This window comes from Bacillus sp. FSL R7-0646 (genome assembly GCF_037969865.1).
GTDB lineage: Bacteria > Bacillota > Bacilli > Bacillales > Bacillaceae > Bacillus > Bacillus licheniformis.
In genome coordinates, this window is record NZ_CP150217.1 from 1852460 (window position 1) to 1868916 (window position 16457).

Here is a 16457-nt window from a genome sequence, read left to right on the forward strand (position 1 = left end):
TCCAGAAACGTTAAGACCGTAAGCTTGACAAGTATTTCCCACACAATTACAATGAAATTGTATCACTTGTTTTTCTTAACATGATTGATAAACATTTAAACTTGACAAGGGCTGTGAATCCGCTTCACTCCCTGTGAAGGTTCTGTATGTTGAGAAGAAGTACAATGTACATGCCGACACTTACTTTTAGCAAGACAAGTTCATAGCAAGAGGAGGTGAAAGTTATGAGTCCTTTAGCAATTCTCATCTCCATTTTGCTGAGCCTATTCTGTTTAGTTGTTGGCTACTATGTTCGTAAAATCATTGCCGAAGCAAAAATTTCAGGTGCGCGAAATGCAGCCGAACAAATTCTTGGAGACGCAAAGCGGGATGCTGAAGCGTTGAAAAAAGAAGCCCTTCTTGAAGCAAAGGACGAGATTCATACGCTTCGGATAGAAGCTGAACAAGAAGTTCGTGAAAGACGAAATGAGCTTCAAAAACAAGAAAACCGTTTACTTCAAAAGGAAGAGAACCTTGACCGAAAAGATGAATCATTAGATAAACGGGAAGCGATGTTGGAGAAGAAAGATCATTCTCTGAATGAACGACAACAACATATTGAAGAGATGGAAAGCAAAGTGGATGAAATGATTCGTATGCAGCAGTCAGAGTTGGAGCGTATTTCAAGTCTGACGCGAGATGAAGCGAAGCAAATCATTCTGGAACGGGTTGAAAACGAGCTTTCCCATGACATCGCGATCATGATGAAAGAAAGTGAAAATCGAGCGAAAGAAGAGGCTGATAAAAAGGCGAAAAATATTCTTTCATTGGCTTTACAGCGCTGTGCGGCAGATCATGTGGCCGAGACAACGGTTTCAGTTGTCAACCTTCCAAATGATGAGATGAAAGGCCGCATTATCGGACGTGAAGGACGTAATATCCGTACATTGGAAACATTGACGGGGATCGATCTGATCATCGACGATACGCCGGAAGCCGTTATCCTTTCAGGATTTGATCCGATCAGGCGTGAAACAGCCAGGATCGCTCTTGATAAACTCGTTCAGGATGGCCGCATTCATCCTGCCAGAATCGAAGAAATGGTTGAGAAATCCCGCCGTGAAGTGGATGATTACATCCGCGAAATGGGTGAACAGACGACGTTTGAAGTTGGAGTTCACGGTCTTCATCCCGATTTAATCAAAATCCTCGGCCGCTTGAAGTTCAGAACGAGCTACGGACAGAATGTACTGAAACATTCAATGGAAGTGGCGTTTCTGACAGGCTTGATGGCTTCAGAGCTCGGAGAAGACGTAACGCTCGCAAAAAGGGCAGGACTTCTTCATGATATCGGGAAAGCGATTGACCATGAGGTGGAAGGAAGCCACGTTGAAATCGGTGTGGAACTGGCCACCAAGTATAAAGAGCATCCAGTTGTCATCAACAGTATCGCATCTCACCACGGAGATCAGGAGCCGACTTCCATCATCGCCGTGCTCGTGGCCGCAGCCGATGCGCTGTCTGCCGCAAGACCAGGCGCAAGAAGCGAAACGCTCGAAAACTATATTCGCAGGCTTGAAAAACTGGAAGAAATCTCCGAATCATACGAAGGTGTTGAAAAATCATTCGCGATACAAGCGGGACGAGAGGTGCGGATCATGGTCAAACCTGACTCAATCAATGATCTTGAAGCCCATCGTTTGGCGCGTGATATTCGAAAACGAATTGAGGACGAGCTTGACTACCCTGGACACATCAAGGTAACCGTAATCAGGGAAACGAGAGCCGTTGAATACGCAAAATAAAGTGGTGCGAATGCGCCACTTTATTTTTTTGTTTCCTTGTGTAACACTATAATTAAAACCTATTTAAAAAAAGAAAGGGTCAAATTATGAGAATTTTATTTATTGGAGATGTCGTCGGTTCGCCCGGCAGAGACATGATCAAAACCTATTTGCCGAAGCTGAAGCTCAAATATAAACCGAATGCCGTCATCGTCAACGGAGAAAACGCCGCACACGGAAAAGGCATTACCGAAAAAATATATCACCAGCTCATTCAAGCTGGAGCCGACGTTCTCACGATGGGAAACCACACATGGGATAAAAGGGAAATATTTGATTTTATTGATGATGCGCCGCAGATCGTCAGACCCGCCAATTTTCCCGAAGGCACGCCTGGAAAAGGCATCACATACATAAAAACAAACGGTTCGAAGGAACTGGCTGTGATCAATTTGCAAGGCCGCACTTTTCTGCCTGCGATCGATTGCCCATTTCGAAAAGCTGATGAATTAATAGAAGAAGCGTCAAAAAGAACGCCGTTCATCTTTATCGATTTTCATGCCGAAGCGACAAGCGAAAAGCAGGCGATCGGCTGGTATACGGACGGCCGCGTTTCAGCGGTTGTCGGAACGCACACGCATGTTCAGACAGCGGACAACCGCATTCTTCCGAAAGGCACGGCATATATAACAGACGTGGGGATGACTGGGCCTTACGACGGTATTCTCGGCGTCGACCGCGAGACGATTATCAAGCGTTTTAAAACGAGCCTGCCCGTCCGTTTTGAGATTGCCGAAGGCCGCACAACTCTGAGCGGAGTTGTCATCGACATCGACGAACAGAGCAAGAAAGCCGTTAAAATTGACCGGATATTAATTAATGACGACCACATGTTTTTTGAATAACTAAACAGAAAATCATTTTAGAAAAATATTAAAAGGAAAGCAGGAATATCCCGGTCCTATCGTGAATATAGTAAAAATGGAAGGTACCCTGCTATTTTTGAAAAGCAATTAAAAGGGGATGGCTTTGAAAATAGCAACATCTAATAATGATTGTTCTAATGAACACTCACTTATCCATTGTAAACTTAAGGGGGAGCAGGAATGGAAATATTAAAGGTTTCAGCAAAATCAAATCCAAACTCGGTCGCAGGTGCGCTCGCAGGAGTCTTGAGGGAACGAGGGGCTGCAGAAATTCAAGCAATCGGAGCTGGGGCATTAAATCAGGCTGTTAAAGCGGTAGCGATTGCACGGGGATTTGTAGCGCCGAGCGGAGTCGATCTGATTTGCATTCCGGCGTTTACGGACATTCAAATTGACGGTGAAGAACGAACAGCGATTAAGCTAATCGTAGAGCCTCGCTGATAGAAAGATCACTCTTTTTCAAATGCTTCAACCTGCTTACTTTTACGTAAGCGGGTTGTTTTTGGTTTGTCCGTTTTTGAAAAATCAGCCGGGAGAGGATCAACATGAAGATTTTTGATGCCCACTCTGATTTGCTGCTGAAGCTCTGGAAAAATCCGAAGCTCAATGAATACAGCGACCCGTCGCTTCAAACGCCGGTCCAAGCGCTTTTAAACGGAAAGGCGAAAGTGCAGTGTCTGGCGATTTTTCTGCCTGAAACCGTGCCAGACACAATAAGGCTTGAAATGGCGCTTATGCAGATCCAGCTGTTTCACGAAAAAATTGCAAAGTACAAGCGGATCAAACTGATCAAAAATAAAGCCGATATCGACAAGCTCAAAAGCGATGAAACCGGCATCATTTTAACGATGGAAGGCTGTGAGCCGATCGCAAAAAACTTAAGGCTGTTTGACATCTTTTTTCAGCTCGGAGTCAGAAGTTTCGGCCTGACATGGAACTGGGCCAATACGTTCGCAGACGGCGCTTTAGAAGAAAGAAACGCCGGCTTGACTTCTTACGGGGAAAGACTGATTCGCAAGGCGAACAAAAACCGGGCATGGACAGATCTCTCCCATTTATCCGAAAAAAGCTTTTGGGGTGCGATTGAAACGGCGGCGTATCCGATCGCCTCTCATTCGAATGCCCGCAGCCTTTGCCCTCATCCGAGAAATTTAAAAGACGATCAAATCAAAGCGCTTATTGATAAGAACGGCGTCATCGGCTTGACATTTGTCCCTGAATTCGTGAGAAACGGAAAAACGCCTGTGATCAAAGATATCCTCTCGCATATTGACCATGTCTGCTCTTTAGGAGGCGAGCGGCATATCGGATTCGGGTCTGATTTTGACGGCATCGACCGTGTCATTCCGAATCTTGAAGCCCACAAAGATTACGGGAATCTGATCGAAGCGCTGCAGCGCTCATATACACCAAGTCAAGTCGACGGATTTCTCTTTCAAAATTTCATCAGCCGCATCCCATTTTAAAAAAATATCATACATTTTTCAGAGGGTGTTCATCTGTTTTCTCCAGAAGGACACTGGTGTTTACCAAGACTGATTATCGTGCTACAATCCTTTTGTAAAGCGATTTTACAAAGGGGGTCTGTTCATCTTGGACGGAAATATGAAAGCGCTTATCAAGAAGCCGGGGGAGCCGGGCGCCAGCTTCGAGCTCGTCCCGATTCCGAAGATCGACAAACACGAGGTCCTGATCAAAGTCAAAGCCGCATCGATTTGCGGAACCGATGTCCATATTTATAATTGGGATGAATGGGCGAAAAGCAGGGTTAAACCGCCTTATGTGTTCGGCCACGAATTTTCCGGCGAAGTTGTTCAAGTGGGGGAAAATGTGACTACGGTAAAAGAAGGGGAGTATGTTTCGGCAGAAACGCACATCGTTTGCGGAAAGTGCCTGCCGTGTTTGACCGGAAAAGAGCATGTCTGCAAAAAAACGCTGATTCTCGGTGTCGATACAGACGGCTGTTTTGCTGAATATGTCAAAATGCCCGCCGCAAACATTTGGAAAAACCCGGCCGGCATGCCTGAGGATCTCGCTTCTATTCAAGAACCGCTCGGAAATGCCGTGCATACGGTTCTGACGGGAATGACGGCTGGAGTGAAAGTCGCTGTCGTCGGCTGCGGACCGATCGGACTGATGGCCGTGGCAGTTGCAAAAGCGTCTGGGGCGGCGCAGGTGATCGCCATCGATAAAAATGAATACAGGCTCGACCTTGCATTGCAAATGGGGGCAACCGATATCATCTCCGTTGAAAAAGAAGATCCGCTCAAAAATGTAAGCGCTTTAACAAATGGTGAAGGGGCGGACTTGGTTTGCGAAATGTCAGGCCATCCGACGGCAATCCGCCAAAGTTTAAAAATGGCGGCAAACGGAGGACGGGTTCATGTCTTAAGCTTGCCTGAGCATCCCGTATGCATCGACATGACAAATGATATCGTCTTTAAAGGATTGACGGTCCAAGGAATTACCGGCCGCAAAATGTTTGAAACGTGGAGACAGGTCAGCGGTCTCCTCCAATCCGGCACGATTCAAATCAAGCCTGTCATCACTCACCGTTTCCCGATGGAAGAGTTTGAAAAAGGCTTTGAACTGATGAGAAAAGGGCAATGCGGCAAAGTCGTACTGATACCGTAGAAAGGAGAGATTAATATGAAAGAATTCAATTTTTTAGCTTCCGAGCTTAATACAATGAAAGAAAACGGAACTTTTCAAGAGCTGCCGATCATCGAATCAATGCAAGGATCAACCGTCAAAATGAAAGGAAAAGACATTATACAGCTTTCATCCAATAACTATCTCGGGCTGACGTCTCATCCGCGCCTCCAAAAAGCGGCCGAAGAGGCGGTCAAACGGTACGGAGCTGGAACCGGATCGGTCCGTACAATAGCCGGAACATTCACCATGCATGATGAGCTCGAAAAGAAGCTTGCTTCATTTAAAAACACTGAAGCGGCACTCGTATTCCAGTCCGGATTTACCGCAAATCAAGGCATTCTTTCAAGCATTCTCACCAAAGATGATCTTGTTATCTCAGACGAATTAAACCATGCTTCCATCATTGACGGCATCAGACTCACCAAAGCGGGCAAAAAAGTATATCAGCATGCGGACATGGAAGATTTAGAAAAGATTTTGAAAAAGTCGATGAACTACAGAATGCGCCTTATCGTTACAGACGGCGTGTTTTCGATGGACGGAGACATCGCGCCGCTGCCCGAAATCGTCCGGCTCGCTGAACAGTATGACGCATTTGTCATGGTCGACGACGCGCACGCGTCCGGCGTTCTCGGCGAAAACGGGCGCGGAACGGTTCACCATTTCGGGCTGGACGGGAAGGTTCACATTCAAGTCGGCACACTCAGCAAGGCGATCGGCGTATTAGGAGGCTATGCGGCCGGATCCAAGGTGCTGATCGACTACTTAAAGCATAAAGGAAGACCGTTTCTCTTCAGTACTTCCCATCCGCCGGCCGTCACTGCGGCATGCATTGAAGCGGTCAATGTGCTGATGGAGGAACCTTCATTGATTAAAAAGCTTTGGGACAATACCGCGTACTTCAAAAAAGAGCTTGAAAAAATCGGCCTTCCGCTGATTAAGAGCGAAACGCCGATTACGCCGATTTTGATCGGTGATGAAGCTGCGGCATGCCGCTTCTCAAACACGCTTTTTGAGCTCGGTTTATTTGCCCAGGCCATTGTATTTCCGACCGTCCCGAAAGGCAAAGCGCGGATCAGAACGATCATGACCGCCCAGCATTCGAAAGAAGAGCTCGATAAAGCGCTTGAAATCATTCAAACCGGCGCTAAAAAAGCGGGTCTGCTTTAAACTCATCGATTTCTTTTTGAACAAAGCAAATAACCATTGATAATCATTTTCAGTTAGTGTACAATGATGGGTTCTGGGTTGTGCTGACAACCGAGAACCTTTATACTGAAGAGTGGAGCTTTGTTTGAAAGGAGATCAAAAACATGAATGAGAAACAGCGCATTGAAAGCGGACAGGTCAATCCATCGGACAAAAAATCCGAGAAGGATTACAGCAAGTACTTCGAAGCTGTTTATGTTCCGCCTTCATTAAAAGATGCGAAAAAACGCGGCAAAGAAGAGGTTAAATACCATAACGATTTTAAAATCTCAGAGCAGTTCAGAGGCATGGGCGAAGGACGGAAGTTTTACATCCGCACGTACGGCTGCCAGATGAATGAGCACGATACCGAAGTGATGGCAGGGATTTTCATGGCGCTCGGCTATGAACCGACCGACTCGACGGAAGATGCAAACGTCATTTTGCTCAACACGTGTGCGATCCGGGAAAACGCGGAAAACAAAGTGTTTGGCGAAATCGGCCATTTAAAAGCTTTGAAAAAAGACAATCCGGATTTGATCCTCGGAGTCTGCGGATGTATGTCCCAGGAAGAATCAGTCGTCAACCGGATTTTAAAGAAACATCCGTTCGTCGACCTGATTTTCGGTACACACAATATCCACCGCTTGCCCGAACTTTTGTCAGAGGCTTATCTGTCAAAAGAAATGGTCATCGAAGTGTGGTCTAAAGAAGGCGATGTCATTGAAAACCTTCCGAAAGTCCGCACCGGCAAAATTAAAGGCTGGGTCAACATCATGTACGGCTGCGACAAGTTCTGTACGTACTGCATCGTGCCGTACACAAGAGGAAAAGAACGAAGCAGACGTCCTGAAGACATCATCCAGGAAGTGAGAAGGCTTGCGGCTGAAGGCTACAAAGAAATCACGCTTCTCGGACAGAACGTCAACGCCTACGGCAAAGATTTTGAGGATATGGAATACGGACTCGGCCACTTGATGGATGAACTCCGCAAAATCGACATTCCGCGAATCCGCTTCACGACAAGCCATCCGCGCGATTTTGACGACCATCTGATCGAGGTGCTCGCAAAAGGCGGAAACCTTCTGGACCACATCCATCTGCCTGTCCAGTCCGGAAGCTCGGATGTCTTGAAACTGATGGCGCGCAAATACGACCGGGAGCGCTATCTTGAGCTTGTCGCCAAAATTAAAAAAGCGATGCCGAACGCATCCTTAACAACGGACATTATCGTCGGCTTCCCGAACGAAACAGACGAGCAATTTGAAGAAACGCTCTCTTTATACAGAGAGGTTGAATTTGACAGCGCCTATACGTTCATCTACTCGCCTCGCGAAGGAACGCCTGCTGCCAAAATGAAAGACAATGTTCCGATGCGCGTGAAAAAAGAACGGCTTCAGCGGTTAAATGAAGTGGTCAACGAAATTTCCGCGAAGAAAATGAAGGAATATGAGGGGCAGGTTGTCGAAGTGTTAGTAGAGGGTGAAAGTAAAAACAACCCTGATATCCTTGCCGGCTATACACGGAAAAACAAGCTTGTCAACTTCAAAGGACCAAAAGAAGCGATCGGCCAGCTTGTCAACGTGAAAATCCACCAGGCGAAAACTTGGTCGCTTGACGGGGAAATGGTAGGAGAAGCAATCGAGGTGAAGTAAAGTGACGCTTTATACGAAAAAAGAGATTGTTGCAAAAGCGCGGGAGCTCGCAAAAATGATTGCAGAAACGGAAGAAGTCGACTTTTTCAAAAAAGCGGAGGCACAGATTAATGAGAATGCCAAAATAACGGGCATAATCAACCAAATCAAAGCCCTGCAAAAGCAAGCCGTCAACTTTAAACATTACGAAAAGCACGAAGCGCTTAAACAAACGGAAGCAAAGATTGACGCGCTTCAGGAAGAGCTTGACGAGATTCCGATCATTCAAGAGTTCAGAGACTCCCAAATGGAAGTCAACGACCTTCTTCAGCTTGTCGCGCATACAATATCAAACCAAGTGACAAACGAGATCATCACATCGACCGGGGGAGACCTGCTGAAAGGCGAGACCGGTTCAAAAGTGAAAAATTCATCACCGAGCTGTTCTCTATAATTTGGCGGCGCCTTTTAAGGCGCCGTTTTTTTTGAATTCAATTTCCCGCCGCGACGGCTTATTGAAAAGATTCGTTTTTCGGCTGTCTTTTTCTTTTCTGATTTAAGTCAAGTTTATCCTTTTACCTGCATACACTTAAACAGATTCATTATATGGGAATTTATTTTGATTTCTCAAGGAACGCACATTAGACGAATGCCCAGCATAGGATAATACGAGGAAAAACAAGGAGGCATGACCGAATGTCTGAATACAGGGAAATTATCACTAAAGCGGTGGTCGCGAAAGGCCGGAAATTCACCCAGTCCACTCATACAATCTCCCCTTCGCAAAAGCCAACCAGTATTTTAGGCGGTTGGATTATCAATCATAAGTATGACGCTGAAAAAATCGGAAAAACCGTGGAAATTGAAGGGACATATGATATCAACGTCTGGTATTCATATGCGGACAACACCAAAACCGAAGTTGTGACAGAACGCGTTTCCTATGTTGATGTCATTAAGCTCCGGTATCGCGACAAAAATTACTTAGATGATGAACACGAAGTCATTGCGAAAGTGCTTCAGCAGCCGAACTGCCTTGAAGTGACCATTTCTCCGAACGGAAACAAAGTGGTTGTACAGGCGGAAAGAGAATTTTTAGCAGAGGTCGTCGGCGAGACGAAGGTCGTCGTAGAGGTCAATTCTGATTGGACGGAAAGCGATGAAGAAGAAGCGTGGGAAGAAGAGCTTGATGAAGAACTTGAGGATATCAATCCCGAGTTTTTGGTTGGAGATCCAGAAGAATAAAAGGAAGCTAGGGAAACACCGCCCTAGTTTCTTTTTTTTCAGCACGAATCTTTATGGTATAATGAGTGTTGGAATCAATAGAAACGTTTATACATAGTGAGGGATTAAATATGGCAGGCTACACGCCTATGATACAGCAATATTTAAAGATTAAGGCAGAGTATCAGGATGCCTTTTTATTTTTTCGTCTTGGCGACTTTTATGAGATGTTTTTTGAAGATGCAAAAAAGGCGTCTCAGGAGCTCGAAATCACGCTGACGAGCAGGGACGGAGGATCAAGCGAAAGAATCCCGATGTGCGGGGTTCCTTATCATTCCTGCTCTTCGTATATCGAACAGCTCATTAAAAAAGGCTATAAAGTCGCGATCTGTGAACAGGTGGAGGACCCTAAATCGGCCAAAGGAGTCGTCAAAAGGGAAGTCGTGCAGCTGATCACACCCGGCACCGTGATGGACGGCAAAGGGATTCATGAAAATGAAAACAACTTTATCGCCTCTGTCAGTAAATTTCAGCATACATACGGGCTCGCTTTTTCTGATTTGACGACGGGCGAGAATTTAGTAACGGCTATCGAAAGGCTTGATGATGTCGTTTCCGAGATTTACTCTGTCGGAGCAAGGGAAATCGTCGTCAGCCGCAACCTTGACGAGAAAGACGTCGCAATGCTGAAAGAGCGCTGCGGCGCCACGATCTCTTTCGAGGATGAACAAGCGGATGAAGTGCCTGGCATTGTGAACGGACTGGGGTCCAAAGAGCTTGTCGATACGTTTATGAGGCTTTACGTCTACTTGAAGCGGACGCAGAAAAGAAGCCTCGACCACCTTCAAAACGTTCAGGCCTACGAGCTCGAAGAAGCGATGAAAATCGATTTGTACTCGAAACGCAATCTTGAACTGACGGAAACGATCCGTTCGAAAAACAAAAAAGGCTCGCTTCTTTGGCTTTTGGATGAAACGAAAACGGCCATGGGAGGGCGGCTGTTAAAGCAATGGATCGACAGGCCGCTGATCAGAAAGGGACAGATCGAAGAGCGCCAGGAAATCGTTGAAACGCTGATCGCCCATCTGTTTGAGCGGGAAGATTTGCGCGAACGGCTGAAGGAAGTATACGACCTCGAGCGGCTCGCCGGAAGGGTCGCATACGGCAACGTCAACGCCAGAGATTTGATCCAGCTGAAGGAATCGCTGAAACAAGTCCCGGCCATCAAACAGCTTGTCGGCTCCCTCGACCATCCGAAAGCAAAAGCGCGCGCCGAGAAAATCGATCCGTGCGGCGATCTTTTGAATCTTTTGGAAGACGCGCTATACGAGAATCCGCCTCTTTCATTAAAAGAGGGGAACTTAATCAAAGACGGCTACCACGCGAAACTGGATGAATACAGGGACGCAAGCAAGAACGGAAAAGACTGGATCGCAAGGCTTGAGCAGCAGGAACGCGAGTACACGGGAATCCGCTCTTTAAAAGTCGGCTTTAACAAGGTGTTCGGCTATTATATTGAAGTGACGAAAGCGAACATCCATCTGCTTGAAGAAGGCCGCTATGAACGGAAGCAGACGCTGACCAATGCAGAACGCTACATCACGCCGGAGCTGAAAGAAAAAGAAGCCCTGATTCTCGAAGCGGAAAACAATATTTGCGAGCTGGAGTATGAGCTGTTTTCCGAGCTTCGCAGCAAGGTGAAGGAATATATCCCGCGCTTGCAGCAGCTGGCAAAAATGATGAGCGAGCTTGATGTGCTCCAATGTTTTGCGACGATCAGCGAAAACCGGCACTATGTTAAGCCGGAGTTTTCCGATGATGTCGTTCAGGTGATCGACGGACGGCATCCGGTCGTAGAAAAGGTGATGGACAGCCAGTCTTACGTTCCGAACAGCTGTGAAATGGGCAAAGGCAGGCAGATGCTTTTAATCACCGGGCCGAATATGTCCGGGAAAAGCACGTATATGAGACAGATGGCGCTGATCTCCATTTTGGCGCAGATCGGCTGCTTTGTTCCTGCGAAAAAAGCGGTGCTGCCGATCTTTGATCAGATCTTTACGAGAATTGGCGCAGCGGATGATCTTATATCCGGACAGAGCACGTTTATGGTGGAAATGCTTGAAGCCAAAAACGCGATCGTCCATGCGACGAAAAACAGCTTGATTTTATTTGACGAAATCGGCCGGGGTACGTCCACTTACGACGGAATGGCGCTTGCACAAGCGATCATCGAGTACGTTCACGAGCACATCGGCGCGAAGACTTTATTTTCCACTCACTACCACGAGCTGACGTCCCTTGAAGAAAAGCTGGACGATTTGAAGAATGTCCACGTTCGTGCGGAAGAATACGAAGGAAAGGTCGTTTTCCTTCACCAGATAAAAGAAGGAGCAGCAGATAAAAGCTACGGTATCCATGTCGCGCAGCTGGCTGAATTGCCCGACGGTTTGATCAGCAGGGCGAAAACGATCCTGAAAGAACTTGAATCCGGCGCAAAAGAAGCCGCTCCATCAACGGCACCGAATATGGTAAAAGAGGCGGCGGAAGAAGCCGCGGCGACTGTTGCAGATCAACCGGCCCAGCTGTCATTTTTTGAGACGGACAAGCCAATAGAAAAAGAGACGAAGCTCTCCAAAAAAGAGCAGGCTGTTTTAGCCGAATTTAAAGCGATGGATCTGCTCGATATGACGCCTATACAAGTCATGAATGAACTGTACAGGCTGCAAAAAAAATTAAAGTAACAAAGAGGTGAGCCAACTTGGCAAAAATTGTTCAGCTGCCTGACGATTTATCGAATAAAATCGCGGCGGGTGAAGTAGTGGAAAGGCCGGCGTCGGTCGTCAAAGAGCTTGTCGAAAATGCAATCGATGCGAACAGCTCCGTGATTGAAATCGATGTTGAAGAAGCGGGTCTCGCCTCGATTAAAGTGCTTGACGACGGCGAAGGGATGGACGCAGAAGACTGCAGAACGGCTTTTTTGCGTCATGCCACAAGCAAAATCAAAGACGAAAACGACCTGTTTCGCGTCAGAACGCTCGGATTTCGCGGAGAAGCTTTGCCAAGTATCGCGTCTGTCTCACACTTAAGCATTAAAACGAGCACCGGAGAAGGGGCAGGCACCCATTTGACGCTGCAGGGGGGAAGAATCATTTCCGAGCAAAAAGCGCCAAGCCGCAGAGGAACCGAAATTACGGTTACCAACCTGTTTTTCAATACGCCGGCAAGGCTGAAATACATGAAAACGATTCATACCGAGCTTGGCAACATCACAGATGTGGTCAACAGAATCGCCCTTGCCCATCCGGAAGTTTCGATCAGGCTGCGTCATCAAGGGAAAACGCTTCTGCAGACAAACGGAAACGGCGATGTCCGCCACGTGCTTGCGGCGATTTACGGCACGGCGGTTGCCAAAAAAATGCTCCCGCTTGAAGCGAGATCTCTTGACTTTGAAGTGAAGGGCTATATCGCTCTTCCTGAAATTACGCGCGCCTCGCGAAATTACATGTCATCTGTCGTCAACGGCAGATACATTAAAAACTTCCCGCTCGTAAAAGCGATCCACGAGGGCTACCATACGCTTCTTCCGATCGGCCGCCATCCGATCACGTTCATTGAAATCAACATGGACCCGCTCCTTGTGGACGTCAACGTGCACCCGTCAAAGCTGGAGGTCAGGCTGAGCAAAGAGACGGAGCTTCACGAGCTGATTCGCGACGCCATCAAAGACGTCTTTAAACAGCAGCAGCTCATTCCAAGCGTGCAGGTCCCGAAAAAAACCGCACCTCTGATCAATAAACCAGAGCAGCAAAAGCTTGATTTCGACCAGGTACGAGAACCGGCACCTCTTTCTGATTCTGATGTTGAAAGAGAGTATAAGCCGGAGCCTTCGTTTTCGGCGATGAAATTAAGCTCGCTTGTCAAAGACCCGCCGCCTTCCGCTCCCGTAGAGCGCGAAGAAAACGTAATGCAGGACACCGAGCCTGAATGGCCCGGAGCTGAAGAGTATACGCCTGAAGCCGCGCCGGCCGTACAAGCAGAACCGGAACAGGCAGGAGAGAACGTCCAGGACGAAGAGACGCCAAAAGAAAGGGTGCCGATCATGTATCCGATCGGCCAAATGCACGGCACCTACATACTTGCCCAAAATGAAAACGGGCTGTACATCATCGATCAGCACGCCGCACAGGAGCGGATCAAATACGAATATTTCCGTGAAAAAGTCGGGGAAGTCGAATCGGAAGTCCAGGACCTGCTTGTGCCGCTGACATTCCATTATTCAAAAAATGAAGCGCTGACGATCGACCAGCACTTGGACGATTTAGCCAAAGTCGGCGTCTTTCTCGAATCGTTCGGCGCCGGCAGCTATATCGTCCGATGCCACCCGACATGGTTTCCGAAAGGGGAAGAAACGACGATCATTGAAGACATCATTCAGCAGGTCCTTGATGACCGCACGATCGACATCAAAAAACTGCGCGAAGAAGCCGCAATCATGATGAGCTGCAAAGGCTCCATCAAAGCCAATCATCACCTGCGGGACGACGAAATCACCGCCCTGCTCGATGAGCTGCGCAGAACATCCGACCCTTTCACATGCCCGCACGGCCGGCCGATCATCATCCACTACTCCACCTATGAGATGGAGAAGATGTTTAAGCGGGTAATGTAATTTTTAATCGCTCACAACCTTTGGTATATCAATGGCTGTGGGCGATTTTGATTTTATTGACCACATTTTGACCGCATTAACACTAGACGGCCTGCTTTAAATCTTGCCGTCTGTAAGAAGACAATTAGGAAGCGGCACGTATATCGTCCGGGTATTCTGTTTTATGGATGATTGTAAGCTATAATTCTAAGAAAATTTGGATAACCAAAAGAGGGCTTCTCTTTGAGATCAGGTCTCATAGGCAACCATTAGTCAGATTTCGCAGCTGTTTTCATTTTTCTAGAAAATGTTATAATGAAAAGCCACGAAATGACTTGAAGAGGGGGAATTTTGATGCATTACATAACGGCATGCTTAAACATCATCAGCGATAAAGACCTTAATGAAATAATGAAGGAATTCAAAACACTTGAGGAAAAAACGAACAAAGAAGAAGGGTGTATTCAATTCCATGCTTATCCGCTTGAACCGTCGGAGCGCAAAATAATGCTCTGGGAGATTTGGGAAAACGAAGAAGCTGTTAAAGCCCATTTCACGAAAAAACACACAAAAGATGTTCAAAATCAACAATTAACAGAAGTAGAATGGTTAATCAAAAGCAATGTGAATGATTAAAGCGCGAAACATTCAATGACGAAAAATTAACCCCCGTAATCGAGTGGAAAATTGTTGGAGGATTGTTGTCCAACGCTGCCAACAGTCATCATTTTCATTTAGAAATCATCAGATTATTCATAGCAGTGATTAGAAAATTTTTTTGTCCGAGGTACTGTAATGATTTGATTCACTGCATGATATGAAGGGATACAAAAAGCTCGGTTCTGTCGATGTCACCGATGAAATCGGTACAGGCAAGGACTTCATCGGCGGTTCGTACATGCTTTATTCAAACGGTCAAATTGTCCGAAAATACATATCCGGCGGTGAAGTGAAATACGAACTTGTCAGTCGCATACCGGAAAGCAGAGTGAAGAAAAGCAACATTGAAAAAGCTCTTGATTGGGCTAAAGACACAGTTGGGGAATTGTCCGGTGGTTATGATGGTTATAGAGCGATAACAGGTGTTGACCCTGTGACTGGTGAAAAACTAACCGTCACTGACCGTATCCTGTCCGGTGTTTCTGTCATACCCGCTACTAAAGTAGTCAAGGTAGGGAAATATGCTTTCAAAGCCACTAAAGGTGCGAAGACGGCGAAAAGGGTTTCGAATGCCGAGAGAAGTGCTAATGCTACGCCTAAAATTAATAGAAAACAAGCTCTCAATCAGGCAAAAGACTTAGCTGGCAACAACCTACACGTCAATGGCAGGTTGGCGATGATATAACTAAGAAGGGTGTAGACTATAAAAACTATAAATATAGTTCAAATCCAACCCATCATGGACGTTACTATGAGTACGAAACTCCTGAAGGATTAAGAGTGGTTGTTACCCATACTAACGATAACAGATTACACGCACATGCAGGTAAGCCTGACAAAGAGGCAAATCAATTCAACTATGACTTTAAGAAAGAGAGATATACTAATATATACGGTCCTAATGGAGACCACCATATATACTATAAATAAAAGGTGAGGAAGTTATGTCGTCTCGTAATGAAATTATTAAACAAAAAAAGCGATAATGAATGCAAGGAAATCGATGAAGGAATTTACTTGCTTAGAACTATTAGATTTTGAAGAGTTTGATTCTCCTTGGATAGACTTGTTCGAGCCATTACTAAAACAATTTCGAAGAATAGATTCCAAACCAACTTATTATAAATTAATTGGGGATTCTAAAGAAAACAATATTTTATGGATAGAAAATTCCCTAAGTTTCCTTAAACAAAAAAAAGAGTGGTTTATCGTTGTTCCCAAATGTTTACAACCAGTGTGGGCAAATGTTCGAGTTTTAGACTATTCTAAAGCAATTCATGAGCTTTGGGAAATGTCAGAACCTGATAATTTCCTAATTGCTGATAAATCTACAGGAATGATTGCAAAAATATTTTTTGAAGAACAACAATACGAGATCCATATTGGAAAATGTAGTCTTGATAACATTAAAAAGAATAACTAAGAGAACTATTTAAACACCTTGATTGGCAACTGCCTATCAAGGTTTTTTCATATTCAAATCCGACAAAAAGGGGGATAAAATGGGGGACTTTTTCTATTCCACTTTGTCATACGATAGAGACAAGAAAAACGAACGTGAATATCGAGTCCAAGAAGGAGAGCCTGCGGACACTGACCTTTTGCATATGGATGTTGTGCAGCTGATTGGTGGCCGCTTTTTTATTGGCCAGAATGGGAGACGCACCTTTCCCTTATCAAGTGTGAACTCGGATGTATCGAATGATGATGAAGGTCGTCAGCTTCACAGGAGGAACGGCTGGAGGCTGGAGTCTATGCA

Annotated in this window: 15 protein-coding genes; all 15 read left to right on the top strand. The window is 46.0% G+C overall.

Annotated features, from left to right (window positions below; genetic code table 11):
• Positions 1-224: 224 nt before the first annotated feature.
• The 15 genes from rny (at position 225) to MKY62_RS09540 (ending at position 16121) form a co-directional block, all read left to right on the top strand.
• A complete protein-coding gene (rny, locus tag MKY62_RS09470; protein ID WP_003181928.1) occupies positions 225-1784 on the top strand; it encodes a ribonuclease Y in 1560 nt (519 codons plus the stop codon).
• 86 nt (positions 1785-1870) lie between these two features.
• A complete protein-coding gene (locus MKY62_RS09475; protein WP_003181930.1) occupies positions 1871-2668 on the top strand; it encodes a TIGR00282 family metallophosphoesterase in 798 nt (265 codons plus the stop codon).
• A gap of 201 nt (positions 2669-2869) precedes the next feature.
• Positions 2870-3130 (top strand): stage V sporulation protein SpoVS, encoded by a 261-nt coding sequence (spoVS, locus tag MKY62_RS09480; protein WP_003181955.1) that lies wholly within the window; start codon positions 2870-2872, stop codon positions 3128-3130.
• A 104-nt stretch (positions 3131-3234) separates the two neighbouring features.
• Complete coding sequence (locus MKY62_RS09485) at positions 3235-4155, top strand: dipeptidase (protein WP_003181957.1); 921 nt, start codon at positions 3235-3237, stop codon at positions 4153-4155.
• A 124-nt stretch (positions 4156-4279) separates the two neighbouring features.
• The gene (gene tdh / locus MKY62_RS09490; protein WP_085959523.1) at positions 4280-5323 is read left to right on the top strand and encodes an L-threonine 3-dehydrogenase; all 1044 of its coding nucleotides are present in this window, start codon (positions 4280-4282) and stop codon (positions 5321-5323) included.
• A gap of 15 nt (positions 5324-5338) precedes the next feature.
• Positions 5339-6514, top strand: a complete 1176-nt coding sequence (locus tag MKY62_RS09495; protein ID WP_009328481.1) for a glycine C-acetyltransferase — start codon at positions 5339-5341, stop codon at positions 6512-6514.
• A gap of 143 nt (positions 6515-6657) precedes the next feature.
• Positions 6658-8187 (top strand): tRNA (N6-isopentenyl adenosine(37)-C2)-methylthiotransferase MiaB, encoded by a 1530-nt coding sequence (miaB, locus tag MKY62_RS09500; protein WP_003181965.1) that lies wholly within the window; start codon positions 6658-6660, stop codon positions 8185-8187.
• A 1-nt stretch (position 8188) separates the two neighbouring features.
• On the top strand, positions 8189-8620 hold the full coding sequence (locus tag MKY62_RS09505) for a RicAFT regulatory complex protein RicA family protein (RefSeq protein WP_003181967.1): 432 nt from the start codon (positions 8189-8191) through the stop codon (positions 8618-8620).
• A gap of 242 nt (positions 8621-8862) precedes the next feature.
• Complete coding sequence (cotE, locus tag MKY62_RS09510) at positions 8863-9411, top strand: outer spore coat protein CotE (RefSeq protein WP_003181968.1); 549 nt, start codon at positions 8863-8865, stop codon at positions 9409-9411.
• A gap of 110 nt (positions 9412-9521) precedes the next feature.
• Positions 9522-12131 carry a DNA mismatch repair protein MutS gene (mutS, locus tag MKY62_RS09515; protein WP_011197985.1) on the top strand — a complete coding sequence of 870 codons (2610 nt, stop codon included), beginning with the start codon at positions 9522-9524 and terminating at the stop codon, positions 12129-12131.
• A gap of 17 nt (positions 12132-12148) precedes the next feature.
• Positions 12149-14059: a DNA mismatch repair endonuclease MutL gene (mutL, locus tag MKY62_RS09520; protein ID WP_003181972.1), complete on the top strand. Its 1911-nt coding sequence runs from the start codon at positions 12149-12151 to the stop codon at positions 14057-14059.
• 333 nt (positions 14060-14392) lie between these two features.
• Positions 14393-14674 (top strand): putative quinol monooxygenase, encoded by a 282-nt coding sequence (locus tag MKY62_RS09525; RefSeq protein ID WP_003181975.1) that lies wholly within the window; start codon positions 14393-14395, stop codon positions 14672-14674.
• Between the two features lie 181 nt (positions 14675-14855).
• Complete coding sequence (locus MKY62_RS09530; RefSeq protein WP_003181977.1) at positions 14856-15383, top strand: pre-toxin TG domain-containing protein; 528 nt, start codon at positions 14856-14858, stop codon at positions 15381-15383.
• On the top strand, positions 15380-15628 hold the full coding sequence (locus MKY62_RS09535) for an HNH/endonuclease VII fold putative polymorphic toxin (RefSeq protein WP_080508521.1): 249 nt from the start codon (positions 15380-15382) through the stop codon (positions 15626-15628). The genes MKY62_RS09530 and MKY62_RS09535 overlap by 4 nt, the downstream gene beginning before the upstream one ends.
• Before the next feature lie 55 nt (positions 15629-15683).
• On the top strand, positions 15684-16121 hold the full coding sequence (locus MKY62_RS09540; protein WP_011201654.1) for a hypothetical protein: 438 nt from the start codon (positions 15684-15686) through the stop codon (positions 16119-16121).
• Positions 16122-16457: the final 336 nt, after the last annotated feature.